Below are 13,625 nucleotides of genomic sequence, written 5' to 3'. Positions count from 1 at the left end.
CTCGCCGCATCCCTGCGGCTCGCCCTGGAATCCCTCACTCGCTCAGCGGGGTGGGATGTCGCCTCAACCCCCACGCTGCAGCATCAATGCTTATTTCTTAGTAACCATCGCGGTAACGCCTTTGGGGTCGTCATTCATGGCGACCACCTCCCGCGTTGAAGAAAGATTCCCTGGCGGCGCAATCATCATGTACTATTTAGGAATTGATCATTTCCTAAATGTGCGGAGAGTCACTATGTCAGCTTCAGTATTAAAAGACGCGCCCGGATGGACGCAGCCCTTTGCGCCACTCAACGGTTTTTCTCACCATTACGCCACCGTTGATGGCGTGCGCTTGCACTATGTCAGCGGCGGTAATGTAAACGGTGAAACCCTGCTACTGCTGGCCGGTTTTCCGCAAAGCTGGTTTGCCTGGCGTCAGGTGATGGCGCTGTTGGGCGATCGCTACTTTATTGTTGCGCCGGATCTGCCCGGGCAGGGCGATTCCGACAAACCGCTCAGCGGCTACGACACTACTTCGCTGGCGCAGAAAGTGCAGGGCTTGATGCAGCAGCTGAACCACTCGCGCTACTACCTTGCCGCGCATGATGTGGGCGCCTGGGTTGCCTGGCCGTATGCCACGCTGTATGGCGATCAAGTGAAAAAGCTGGCGCTGCTCGATGCCGGTATTCCTGGTGTGACCTTACCGGAAGCATTGCCCGCTACGCCGGATAAAGCCTGGAAAACCTGGCACTTTGCCTTCCACCTGTTGCCGGATCTACCGGAAGTGTTAATTGAGGGTCGCGAAACGGTTTATCTTGAATGGTTCCTGAAACGCAAAGCGGCTAGCCCGATGGTATTCACCGATGAGGATATGGCGGAATACACCCGTTTATTACAGCAGAAGGGCGCCGTACGCGCGGGGATGGCGGCTTACCGCGAAGTGACGGTGTCGGCGGCACAAAATCGGGATTTGCTGCATGAACGGGGCAAATTAACGCTGCCGCTACTGGCTATCAGCGCTGATCAGGGTTCGATTGCGGATATGGCGTTGCCGCTTGGAGAGTTTGCGGCAAATGTCACGGGCATTAAGATCGCGCACTGCGGTCACTTCATCCCAGATGAGCAACCGCAGGCGCTAGCCGAAGCGTTAAGCGAGTTCTTTATTTAGGTGACGCTGTCACTTAATCAGAACGACATCGTTACCCCGGCATAATAAGCGCGGCCCGGTTCATTGTAGGTTGAAGCACCCGAATTCTCGCGGTAAATGCGTTTATCAAACAGGTTGTTGATACCCGCATTGGCGCGCAGATTTTTGGTGATGTCGTAATTGACGTTCAGACCAAACACCGAATACGGGCTGATCTCTCTCGACGTCATGTTGCTGGCATCGATAACGGTCTCAACATTCTGACGCGGTTTCTGGCGGCCATACTGCGTCCAGTTGATATTGGCGCTAAGATCTTGTGTCGCCTGCCACTCCAACTGAGAGTTGATGGTAAATTCCGGGATGATGGACAGCGGATTGCCGGTTTTCTTGCTCTCAGAGCGGAACATGTAGGTGGCGTTGGTGCGCCACTCCAGCGTATCGGCAATCAAAGGGATGGTTAGGTTACCTTCCAGCCCTTCAACAATCGCCTTTCCGCCGTTTTCCCAGCGCAGCACGTTGTAAGTTGGATTAGTGCTGGAATAGACCGGTTCGGTACCAGAAACGATCTTGTTCTTATAATCGTTGCGGAACCAGGTGATGCCCGCCACATAACCCTCATTACTGAACTCCAGCCCAATCTCTTTATTGACGCTGGTCTCCGCATCAAGGTCTTTATTGCCTAATAAATAGCATCGGCTAAGGCCAATTGGGCAACCGTTGCCGCGCGTCGAAAGCAGATAACCCGGCGTGGACTGATACAGATTGGGTGCTTTAAACACCCGTGCAATACCGGCTTTTAAGGTGAAGTATTCCCCCAGGCCTTGCGAAACGTTAAGGCTCGGGCTCCAGTTCGCGCCAAATTGATCGTGATAATCAAATCGCAGGCCGGGAATCACTTCGGTGCTATCGGTCGCGGCGATGTTGTCTTCAAAAAAGAGTGAACTGAGGGTGGCGCTATTTTTACTGCTGCGCTGCGACGGATCGCCAGAGCTGCCGGGTAGATTCACATCATCCACGCTGGCTGCCAACATGGAAGCCGGATCGTTCAACTCATCGCGGTTCCACTCGGCACCGAGAGTAACGGTTTGATCAACCAGCAGCTGCAGCGGGAAGTTGATTTCACCACCTGCACGATAGCTTTCTAATCGGCTGGTGGCATAGGTGTCGCTGTTGATCATCCCTTCGGTACGGCCTGCGGTACCTTCCTGCAAGCGGGTGTTATTGGTTTTCTCGTAGTTGAAGTTGAGCTTCGAGGTGCCCCAATCCCAAATCCCGTTATGCGCAATACCATAGCTCTGGCGATACATGCGGTTGGTCTCATCGCCATACAGCGATTCCACTAAGCCGCCGGTGCTAGCGTTGCTATTACTGTTTTGCGTATCACCGGCGTAGATATTGCCCTGGCGGCTGTAGCCGTAAGAGAAGTCAACGATTTGCAGCGGGGTGATTTTCCACGACAGCACCGTGTTGATGTCTTTGTTACGCACGCCCTCGCGACCTGCCGCGTAGGAGCCATTTTCAGCGGTGTTGATATCGAACGCATCGGCATCGGTACGGTTGATGTTGCCGTACAGCCGCATGGTCAGCGCATCACCGGCCAGTGGACCGCTAAGGTTGAAGTTGGCGCGGCGCGTGTCACCCTCTTTGTCATTTTCGGGCTGGCTGGTGTAGAGCGACAGCGAACCATGCCAGTCGTTGGTAGGGCGCTTGGTGATGATATTCACCACGCCGCCTGCCGCCCCGGAACCGTAACGCGCAGCGGCTGGACCACGAATCACTTCAATGCGCTCGACCATCTCTGCGGGCACCCAGTTGGTGTCGCCGCGGGAATCGCGCTCGCCGCGCCAGCTATAGCGCACCGAGTTACGAGAGGAGACAGGCACGCCGTCAATCATCACCAGGGTGTTCTCCGGGCCCATGCCACGAATATCAATTTGTCGGTTGTTGCCACGGCTGCCGCTGGCACCGTTGCCGGTCAGGTTCACGCCCGGCATTTTGCGGATGATGTCTGAGAGATCGTTAACAGGGGGATTTTTCTTAATGTCTTCAGCGGTGATGGTGGACACACCCGGTTGCTGTTTGAGCTCCTGCTCGGCGGTGACAATCATTGATTCATCGTCAGCCAGCTTTTCTACGGTTTCAGCTGCAAAAGCCGGCGAGGTTAGCAATCCCGCTAAAAAAAGCGCAATCGGACGCTTTTTGCCACGCATAGTTACATTCACTTAAGTTTTCTCCCTGTTACGTTAACAATTGTAAGTAAATGCGCATGATAATGATAATGCTTCTCATTGCATATCTGGCATGACAAACCTTTACACATCAGTGGCATCATGGAGATAGGTGAGAGAATTCCTGGTGATTAGACGAATCTGTTATGACTAAGAAGAGTTTTGTCAGTTCAGTCAGCAAAAGCAGGTAGTTGATTCGCTAGCAAAATCTGAAATGTGGGCGCATTTCTACGCGTCCGCCATACCCGAAAAGCCAGTTTTAATGGATTTGCATCTCTATTCCCATTTTTCGGCAATAGATATGTATTTTTTGCATTTGTGATTGTTAACTAAGTTCCAGAGAATGCTAATCGGGACGTATTTACCCTAAATAATTCGAGCTGCAGCAAGGCGGCAAGTGTGTGAATCCTCAGGAGCTTACTTAAGTAAGTGACTGGGGTGAGCACGCGAAGCCAACGCAGCTGAAGCTTGAATTATGAAGGGTATGAGGATGACAATTCCTTCCACCACGCGCCTTCGCGCGGGTGAGTCTGGAGAAAAAACCATCGCTACCTCAACGCCTTTTCCCTGTGGGGAAACATTTTATAAATCAGGAGAAAGGTTCCAGTGAAATTCGCAAAAGGTTTAACTCTTTTTGCGCTCGCTCTGAGTGCACACACCGCGTTCGCCGCCGATGAAAATGTCCCAACTGACAGCTCAATTCATGTGCAGGCCGATCCTGCATTGAAAAGCCTGCTGCCTGCAGATGTGGTTAAACGTGGCTACATTGTGGCCGGAACCAACCCCAACACGCCGCCAACCACCTTCTATAAAGAAGACAACAAAACCCTGGCCGGTCGTGAAATCGATATCATGAATGCCGTGGGTGAGCGCCTGGGAATCCAGGTTCAGTGGCGCGATACCGGCGGTTTCGACAACATTATTCCGGGCCTGAAAACCGGTCGTTACGATGTGGCGCTCTCAAACATCAACGCCACCCCGGCGCGCGCCAAAATCATCGACTTTGTCGGTTATTACGATGCTAGCCGCCTGGGCATTATCTCGCGTAAAGATGCCAATATTGCCCCGTTCAAAAACCTGTCAGATGTCTGCGGTAAAGAAGTCGGTGCCGGTTCCGGTACCACGCAGGTAACGCGTCTCGAAGAAGCCAGCAAAGCCTGTGAAGCCGCCGGTAACAAACCTATCAAGGTGTCGGTATTCCCGGATCGTCCAGCGGGCGTGCAGGCAGTGGTAAGTGGTCGCGTGCCGATGTTCCTCGGCCCGTACGAAGGTTTGCTGTGGCAGGTGAAAGTGATCAAACCGTTGACCATGAGCGGCGAAATCACCGTGCACGATGCGCCAGTTTCTGTCGCCTTCCCGAAAGATTCAGCGCTGGAGCCAGCGGTACAGGCGGCACTGAACTCGCTGATCAAAGATGGCAGCTACAACAAGATCCTCGACAACTGGGGCATCGGTTTTGGTGCTGTTAAACAAGCCAAACGCAATCAGGAAATCTTTCAATGAGTGACATTCACCACCATACCGACGATCTGAAAATCGTCGGCAAACGTTACTACGGACGCTGGCTGAGTGCGCTGGTGGTGCTGTTGTGCGTGGTGGCGATGGCGCACTCGATGATTAACAATCCCCGCTTCGAATGGAGCGTGATTGCGGAGAACTTCACCGGCGAGTCGATCCTGCAAGGCGTGTTGATGACGCTGCAGCTCACCGCCATCTCTGTGGTGCTGGGGTTTGCTTTTGGTACGGTGCTGGCGCTGATGCGCTTCTCCTCCAATCCGGTGCTGGTGGGCGTGAGCTGGTTTTATACCTGGTTCTTCCGCGGTGTGCCGATGCTGGTGCAGTTGTTCCTGTGGTACAACATTGCGGCGCTTTATCCGACTATCGCACTCTCGATTCCCGGCCTTGGTGAAATCTGGAGCACTCAATCGAACGCGCTGGTGAGCCCCTTCAGTGCTGCGGTGATCGCGCTGGTGATGCACCAATCCGCATACGCCGCTGAGATTGTGCGTGCCGGTATCCAGAGTGTCGGCAACGGCCAGCTGGAAGCGGCGCGTGCGCTGGGCTATCGCCCGTCACAGATTTTCCGCCATACCGTATTACCGCAGGCGATGCGCGCCATCATGCCGCCGGCCGGTAACGAAATTATTGGTCAGCTGAAAACCACTGCGGTGGTCTCGGTGATCTCACTGCAGGACGTGCTGTTTTCGGCGCAGATCATCTATCAGCGTACCTATGAAGTGATTCCGCTGCTGCTGGTTGCCACGCTGTGGTATCTGCTGATGACCTCGGTGTTGTCGGTGGGACAGTTCTATGTGGAGCGCTATTTTGGACGTGGTGTGACGCGCCGGGAAAAACGCAGCTTGTTGAAATCGCTGCCGGGCTTCTCAGCGGCCAAAGCAGAAAGGAGCGTCAGCAATGGGTGAAGCCATCGCCTTACGTAAAGTCACCAAGCGCTTCTCAGGCGTCACCATTCTTGATGAAGTGAATCTGGATATTCCGGCCGGGTCGGTGACGGTGATCCTCGGACCATCGGGCTCAGGAAAATCGACGCTGCTGCGCTGCATCAACCATCTGGAAAAACTCGACGGTGGCACCATTCGCATCGGCGGCGAAATCATTGGCTATAAGCAGAAAGGCCAGGCACTGCACGAGTTGAGCAGCAGCGAAGTGGCGCGCCAGCGTGCCGAAATCGGCATGGTGTTTCAGCAGTTCAACCTGTTTCCGCATCGTACCGTGTTGCAAAACATCGTTGACGCGCCGATGCGGGTGAAGAAGCAGAGCCGCCAGCAGGCAACCAGCAAAGCGTTGTCGCTGTTAAAGCAGGTGGGTTTATCCGGTCGTGAAGATGAGTGGCCGCAGAATCTCTCCGGTGGACAACAGCAGCGCGTGGCGATTGCCCGTGCGCTGGCCATGGATCCCGGCGTGATGCTGTTTGATGAACCTACCTCAGCGCTCGATCCAGAACTGGTCGGCGAAGTGTTACAGGTGATTCAACAGCTGGCGCACTCCGGCATCACCATGGTGGTGGTGACGCATGAGATTGGTTTTGCGCGCGAGGTTGCCGACAACATTGTCTTTATGGAGAGCGGCAAAATCGTGGCGGCAGGGCCAACCCAGCAGGTCCTCGACGACCCGGAAAACGGGCGCGTAAGAAACTTTATTGCCACAGTCCTCTAGGATTGCAACGGTGCCTCAGGCACCGTTTTTCATTTTTAATGCCAGGAAAAGTGATGACGCAAAAATCGGTAATGCACAGCGCCCACTGGGGCGCTTTTCATGCCCAGCAACAGGGCGATCGGCTTAGCATCGAACCGTTTAAGGGCGATCCCGATCCCAGTCCGCTGCTACAAAATTTCCGTACCGCCTTAAACCATCCGGCGCGCGTCTCCCGTCCGATGGTGCGTCGTGGCTGGCTGGAGAGTGGCCCGGGCCCGGACGATCGGCGCGGTAACGACGAATATGTGGCGGTGAGTTGGGACGAGGCTTACGCATTAGTGGCGCGTGAACTGCAGCGCGTCGGCGACAGTTACGGTCCGGAAGGCATTTTCGGCGGCTCTTACGGCTGGTCGAGCGCGGGACGCTTCCACCATGCACAGAGCCAGGTGCATCGCTTCCTCAATACCACGCTCGGCGGCTATGTGCGCTCGGTCAACAGCTACAGCTCGGGTTCCGCTTCGGTGTTGCTGCCGCATATCGTCGGCGACATGAATGAGATTGCGCGGCGCGGCGTGAGCTGGGAGGAGATCGCCCAGCACAGCGAAATCGTGCTGGCGTTTGGTGGTCTGGCGCTGAAAAACTCGCAGGTCGCTAGCGGTGGTTTAAGTGAACACACCGAGCGCGGCTTTATGCAGCAGGCGGCGGAGCGTGGCACGCGCTTTATCTCGGTCAGCCCGCTGCAAAGCGATCTACCCGCTGAAGCGCAGGGCGAATGGTTGGCGCTGCGCCCGGGCACTGACGCGGCCTTTATGCTTGGCGTGTTATCGGTATTGATTGCCGAACAGCTCACCGATGAAGCCTTCCTCGCCCGCTACACCGTGGGCTGGCCAGCAATGGCGGCTTATATTCGCGGCGAAGAGGACGGCACCCCGCGCGATGCGGCGTGGGCAGCAGAGATTTGTGGCGTAAGCGCTGAATTTATCCGCGATTTTGCGCGCCAGCTGCACGGCAAGCGCGTGCTGGTGACGGTGGCGCATGCCTTACAGCGCGCTGAAAATGGTGAGCAGCCAGTGTGGCTAGGACTGGTGCTGGCGGCAGCGCTCGGTCAGCCGGGTTTACCGGGCGGCGGCTACACGTATGCGCTTGGCGCGCTCGGCCATTACGGCAAACATCACAATCTGGTCAGTTTCCCGGCGCTGCCGCAGGGCAAAAATGGCATCGATCGCCTGATTCCGGTGGCGCGCATCGCCGATATGCTGCTCAATCCCGGCAAGCCGTTTGATTACAACGGGCGGCGCTTAACCTATCCGCATATTCGTCTGGCGTATTGGGCCGGCGGTAATCCGTTCCATCATCATCAGGATCTGGCGCGCTTGCGCCAGGCATTCTGTCAGCTGGATACGCTGATCGTGCATGAAATTGCCTGGACCGCCAGCGCGCGCCATGCCGATATCGTCCTGCCCGCTACCATGACGCTGGAGCGTGAAGACATTGGCGGTGCGCCGACCGATCGCCATCTGTTTGCAATGCAGCCGGTGGCAGAACCGTTCGGCGAAGCGAAAGACGATTACGCGATATTCACCGAGCTGGCGCGCCGTTTAGGCCGGGAAGAAGCCTTCACCGAAGGGCGCGATACGCGTGGCTGGTTGCAGCACCACTACGCGCAACTGCAGCAGAAGCTGGCGGCGCATCAGGTGAAAATCCCTACGTTTGACCAGTTCTGGCAGCAAGGCGTGCTGGAGTTACCGCAGCTGAAAGATGGCGGCCGTATGATCAACGCGTTCCGCGCCGATCCCGCAGCCGCGCCGTTGCCAACGCCGAGCGGTAAAATTGAGATCTTCTCAGCCACCATCGCCAGCTTCAATTATGAAAACTGCCCGGGTCATCCGGTGTGGCGTGAACCGCAGCAAAAACCGAATCCCGATCATCCATTCTGGCTGATAGCCAATCAGCCGGCGACGCGTTTGCATAGCCAGCTGGATTTTGGTGATTACAGTCAGAGTGGTAAACGCGATGGTCGCGAGGTGTGCAGTTTGCATCCGGCGGATGCGGCGTCCCTGGGGATTCGCGATGGCGAGATTATCGAGCTCTACAACGAGCGCGGTCACGTGCTGGCCAGCGCGCGCCTGACCGAAACCATCATGCGCGGCGTGGTGCAATTGCCCACCGGTGCCTGGTACGATCCGGTCGATCCTACGGCATTGCGTCCGCTGTGCCGCCACGGCAATCCCAATGTGCTCACGCTGGATATCGGCACTTCGTCACTGGCGCAAGGCTGCAGCGGACAAATCACCGTGGTGCAGGTTCGCAAATACCGCGGCGAATTGACGCCGGTGCAGGCGTTTAACCCTCCAAATGCATTATCATTCTCGTAGGGTCGCCATTAATGGCGACCAGCAAAGCATGTATGCATTAACGAGAAATTTGGAGGATGCATGGCATTAACAAAACTGAGTCAGCAAGGCGGAGCCTTCGTGCTAACGATTCCCAGCGACATAGCCGCCAAAGCGGGTTGGCATGTGGGAATTGAGCTGTGCGTAACTGCGTCTGTTGAGTCAATCAATATAAAACCTGTTAACCGGGTGGCACGCGGCAGGAAAACGGTGGATCAGCTGTTAGCTGGTATTGATCAGGACGAGATTCGCCGATTCAACGCAACAATAATCTGCGAATTTTGCCGCTAAAGTCGAACCACATATCATGGATGAAATATTGTCGATGGTGGTGGATTTGATCGATCCGCGATGAAATCTAAATGCGCCTTCACGGCGCATTTATGCGCACCTTCAACTACGCCGTGGTTTTACGATTCTGCGTTAAATCTTTCACCGTTTCCGCCGCGCGTTTGCCGGCAAGAAAGGCGTGATCGGAGTTGTAATACTCCCACTCGCTGTAACGTCCTGACAGTTGAATACTTTGCGTCGCCAGCCAGCTTCGTATCAACGCGACATTGGCGCTGCGCTGGTGGTCATATACCACATAGGCGTACGGCATATCGACTTCACTGGCGGTGATAATTTTATCATCGGCATTGATGATGCCGACCCGAATGCAATCCTTAATGCAGCGCTCAATCAAGGCGTCACCTTCGCAAGGCAGCGGCTGATCGTCGCGATAGGTCATTTCACAGGTCAGGCCAAAACCGCCCGGCGCATTACACTGCGGGCTGGCGTTACCTTGCAAAAAGATGCGGTGAAATAAGGTGTCGCCGGGATAGTAAATCCAGTGTTTATCGCTGATTGCCGCGCGCCCTATGCCTAGATTGACGCAGCGCACCGAGATATGTCGCAACTGTTTTGCGGCCTTCTGCACCGCTTCTGGGGCGAAATTGCCCATCAGTCGTACCAGTTCTGGCAGCGGCAAGGTGCTGATCATCTGGTCATAATGGAATTGTCGTCCATCCTGCAAGCGCACACGGCGTTGCAGCGGTTGGATCTCAGTAACCGTTGCCTCCCGTTCCAGCGTACAGCTCAGGTGCGGCAGGAACCCCTCCATTAATGCCTGAAATCCACCGCGCAGCGGATAGCCAAAACGCGCGTTGGGGCCGACCGGCTTCTCCAGCGGAGCCAGTGCGCCGCTAATAATTTGCTCGAGATCCGGCAGCGGTACGCGCCCGCCGAGCCAGGAGGTTTCCATATTTGCCAGCGGCGTTTTCCACAGCTTTTGGTTATAGGGCAGGGCGAAATGGTGAGCGATGCCTTTGCCCCAGGTACGGAAGATAAAGCTCTCAAAATCTTCGCTCTCTGTTTGCGCCGCAAAACTCTCACCATCCGGTATCGCACCATCGGCGCAGCAGTCACGACGCGTCTCAGAGATCACCGCTTGCAGCGTCGCCGGATGCGCGCCGTAACGCGCTTCGATTGCCCCCAGCACACATTCACCGATCACCTCGGCGGGCAAACCGTGTAGCGCCGACTGGAAAGGATAGCGCGTGTAAACATCATGGCTGTAAACCCAGGCTTCACGCTCTTGCCAGTGCTGATTGTCGCCGAGCAAGGTGTCGTATAAGCCCAGCACGTAGGGATCGTTGGAGAACATGATGTGGCCGGCATGATCGAAGGTGAAACCCTGATCTTTGATAGAACGGCACCATCCGCCCACCGAGCTATTTTTCTCTAGCACCACCGCGCCTGCGCCATAGTGATAACCCGCACTCAACCCGGTTGGCCCGGCTCCGAGAATGAGACACTCAATCGGGTTTTGCGCCAGCGGCTGTGGACGTGCCGCGATAACCTCGGGCTGGGAAAGGTCACGTTTGTTTAGCGCGACGATATGCGTCTGCATCTCCTCAACGGTGCGATCCCATGATGTTTCCGCCACCCGTGCTGCCATGTTTTTCGCTAACTGATAGCGCGTTTCAATCGGCATGGTTAGCGCCGTTTCGCAAGCGGCAATGAAGGTTTGCGGTGAATCGGCGATGCTGACTACCTCGGCATAATGGCGCACCACATCGGCAATCGCGGTGCTGACGATCGGCAACTGCGCCGCCATATACTCCAGCACTTTGGTGGGACTAATAAAGCGGGTGGAGGAGTTCAGCGCAAACGGCATCAGACAGACATCCCAACCGGCAAGGAAGTGCGGCAACGCAGCGTAGGGTTGCTGGCCGAACCAGTGCAGGTTGCGGCGCTGCGGCAGGCTGGCGAGGTCTATTTTCACCACCGGGCCGACCATCACAATTTGCCAGTCGGGATGGGCATCCGCCAGCGCGGCGAGCAGCGGCAAATCCAGACGCTCATCAATGACGCCATAATAACCCAGGCGCGGTTTCGGCATGTTCTCCTGCAGCGGATGGCTGTTAGTGCGATCCAGCGCCTGTTCGAAATGCGCCGCATCCACACTGCTTGGATAGCAATAGACGTGGGCATGGCGATGCTTTTTGGCTTCATACAGGCTGGTGCCGCCGGTAAACACCACATCGGCGCGGCTCAGCAGGGCCGATTCACGCTGCTGCAACTGGCGCGGCGCCTGGTTAAAGGCCGAGAGCTCATCCATGCAGTCATAGATAATCGCGCTGGGGTTAAAACAGGCCAGCAGTGGCAGCGCCATCGGGGTGTAAAACCATACCAGCGGCGTTTCATCTGCGTCGAGCAGCTCGGCCAGCAGCGGTTGCAGCACGGCGATTTGGCTATCATGAAAGCCCGGCGCGGCGACATCGGTATGCGGTTCAATCACCGTGACGTTGGGCGCCGGTTGATATTGTCGTAGCGCCGCTTCGCCAGGCTGGTAAATCGGCTCTTCGATAAACACAATGCGGTGAAACTGAGCGAGGCGCGACAACAGATGCTGCGGACGCTGAAACACGAATCCCCAACGCAGATGACTAAAAACCACTAATACCGATTGTTTCATGACGCATTCCTCTGGCCAGCTGGCCGCGGTGATATGACCCTGAAAGCGGGCTAATATTTGTTGTGACTGCTGCAATGACGCGGCATAAACCGGGTTGAGCACCCGTTTTTTGTGGGGATCGACATCCCACAAGCCGCTGCGTGGCCAGTGTTCGAGATCTTCCCAAAGGGGACGATCGATAATGGGATAGAGACAGATGCCGCGGATATCGCAGCCACTCAGCTGTGCCTGTACGACATCGGCGGTAACCTGAGACAGCCAGGCGGCGCGTCCGCTACCGACATGGCTGGTTTCGGCCAGCAATAGCGGCCGCTGATAGCGCTGCGATAACGCCGCAAGCATCCGGTGCAGCGGCACGCGGCGTGCATCCCCTAAATGCCACTCCAGCCGGCAGCCGGACCAAGTCAACCACTGATTACCGTGGTAGTAATTGGCACCGACCAGATCGAGATAACGCGGCTTGCCGCCCAGCTCGGGTTCGCGCAAACCGGCGATCATGTCCCATGCCTGGTACTGCGAGGCGATAATCTCTGCGCTGCGCTGGCGGCACGCATCGCTCTCTTCATCGGGTACCACGTGAATGATCGGGTCACAGTGCAGGAAGCGCGCACGGGGATCGACGCTCTCAATGGCGGCACATCCGGCCAGCGTGGCGCGAATGAGCTGGCGTTTAATCTCATCGGGATCGCTGTGCGCATTATTGCCAAACAGTCCAACCGAAATTCCCCACGCCATAAATGAGATCTCATTCATCGGCGAATAAATCGGTGCGTCTTCATAATATTCAGCGAGAAACAGCGCCATGCGCTGGCAAAAGTCGGCAAAGCGCGGCACGAATTCAGGCGCGAATAAGGTGAGATCGTCAGGCCAGCCGTAATGACAAAAGCTCCAGTTAATTTGTAATCCAAACGAGCGCGCCGAATTCATACGTTTTTTCAGGTTGGCAAAAGTCTCCTCTGGCGCCATTTCTGCCAGTCGCCAGCCAATACTTTCGCGAACGGATGTAATACCGAACTGCTGCAGCGCGGCGTAATCGTTATGGTATTGAGTTAAATGATCATTCACTGCATTCATGGAAAGTTTTTCGCCGAAGGGATTGATATGGTCCGCACCCTCGTAACCGGCCTGCCAAAAGCTAGAAAATGGCGGCATGCTGTTCCCCCGGAATAATATTCAGGAAATAGAGATAAATAATAATGAGTTAATTATTAACAGCGTGATGTGAATCAATGCTTATCAGTAAGACTTGAATGCCAATTTTAACGAACGCACATTCTGTAGCGGCGCAATTTATTGCGCGATGAATCGCGCCGCTACGAATAGTGCGGTATTTGTTTGAATCATTCGTCTGTTAGTAAAATGTTCGGGGATTAAATTATGAAACTTATTTTAAATTATAACCACGGTTTAGCTTAACGCAAATTATTGAGCGTAAAAGAAAATAAGCACAGCGCTAATTAGATTTACTATAAGTGAAGCGGTAGATGAGTTTTAAATAAATGCACCTTAAATATTTCTTACGCTTAACTCACATATCGAAGAGAATGCCATTGGGCTATTTAACGGCATTACTACACTTAAATAACCCAATTCGGGTTAATGGAGGTACCTATGTCAGAGCGTCCAGATGATGATGATGTAATTCCCCTGCCAGGCGATGATGAACCTTTACCTGACGAAGATGATGATTTACCTCGCGACACTGAATTTCCCGAAGATCAGCAACCTAAAATCTGAAAATGGCTAAAGCCGCCGCTGGC

Annotated in this window: 9 protein-coding genes; 7 read left to right on the top strand and 2 right to left on the bottom strand. The window is 55.1% G+C overall.

Features of this window, described 5'->3' with window-relative positions; genetic code table 11:
* Positions 1-235: 235 nt before the first annotated feature.
* Entirely contained in the window at positions 236-1,150 is a 915-nt protein-coding gene (locus tag PMI17_RS24315; RefSeq protein WP_007894086.1) for an alpha/beta fold hydrolase, read from the top strand.
* A gap of 17 nt (positions 1,151-1,167) precedes the next feature.
* Here the strand turns inward: PMI17_RS24315 and PMI17_RS24310 are convergent, their stop codons facing one another.
* Positions 1,168-3,339: a TonB-dependent siderophore receptor gene (locus PMI17_RS24310; RefSeq protein WP_193372797.1), complete on the bottom strand. Its 2,172-nt coding sequence runs from the start codon at positions 3,337-3,339 to the stop codon at positions 1,168-1,170.
* A 624-nt stretch (positions 3,340-3,963) separates the two neighbouring features.
* Here PMI17_RS24310 and PMI17_RS24305 point away from each other — a divergent pair.
* From PMI17_RS24305 to PMI17_RS24285, 5 genes are read left to right on the top strand one after another with little or no spacing between them, the layout of a single operon-like run.
* Complete coding sequence (locus PMI17_RS24305; RefSeq protein WP_007894078.1) at positions 3,964-4,860, top strand: ABC transporter substrate-binding protein; 897 nt, start codon at positions 3,964-3,966, stop codon at positions 4,858-4,860.
* Positions 4,857-5,780, top strand: a complete 924-nt coding sequence (locus PMI17_RS24300; protein WP_007894076.1) for an amino acid ABC transporter permease — start codon at positions 4,857-4,859, stop codon at positions 5,778-5,780. Before PMI17_RS24305 ends, PMI17_RS24300 begins: the two co-directional genes overlap by 4 nt.
* Positions 5,773-6,534 carry an amino acid ABC transporter ATP-binding protein gene (locus PMI17_RS24295; RefSeq protein ID WP_007894075.1) on the top strand — a complete coding sequence of 254 codons (762 nt, stop codon included), beginning with the start codon at positions 5,773-5,775 and terminating at the stop codon, positions 6,532-6,534. The genes PMI17_RS24300 and PMI17_RS24295 overlap by 8 nt, the downstream gene beginning before the upstream one ends.
* A gap of 53 nt (positions 6,535-6,587) precedes the next feature.
* The gene (locus PMI17_RS24290; RefSeq protein ID WP_007894073.1) at positions 6,588-8,888 is read left to right on the top strand and encodes a molybdopterin-dependent oxidoreductase; all 2,301 of its coding nucleotides are present in this window, start codon (positions 6,588-6,590) and stop codon (positions 8,886-8,888) included.
* 60 nt (positions 8,889-8,948) lie between these two features.
* Positions 8,949-9,197 carry a hypothetical protein gene (locus PMI17_RS24285; RefSeq protein ID WP_007894070.1) on the top strand — a complete coding sequence of 83 codons (249 nt, stop codon included), beginning with the start codon at positions 8,949-8,951 and terminating at the stop codon, positions 9,195-9,197.
* A gap of 106 nt (positions 9,198-9,303) precedes the next feature.
* On the opposite strand, the gene PMI17_RS24280 is transcribed toward PMI17_RS24285, so the two are convergent.
* Positions 9,304-13,017, bottom strand: a complete 3,714-nt coding sequence (locus PMI17_RS24280) for an FAD-dependent oxidoreductase (protein ID WP_007894067.1) — start codon at positions 13,015-13,017, stop codon at positions 9,304-9,306.
* A gap of 459 nt (positions 13,018-13,476) precedes the next feature.
* Between PMI17_RS24280 and PMI17_RS25800 the strand changes: the two genes are divergently transcribed.
* On the top strand, positions 13,477-13,602 hold the full coding sequence (locus PMI17_RS25800) for a hypothetical protein (protein WP_007894066.1): 126 nt from the start codon (positions 13,477-13,479) through the stop codon (positions 13,600-13,602).
* Positions 13,603-13,625: the final 23 nt, after the last annotated feature.

The sequence above is a fragment of the Pantoea sp. GM01 genome, from assembly GCF_000282675.1.
Classification (GTDB): Bacteria; Pseudomonadota; Gammaproteobacteria; order Enterobacterales; family Enterobacteriaceae; genus Pantoea; species Pantoea nemavictus.
The sequence above is the reverse complement of the archived record's forward strand: the minus strand, read 5'-3'. Positions and strand labels throughout refer to the sequence as shown.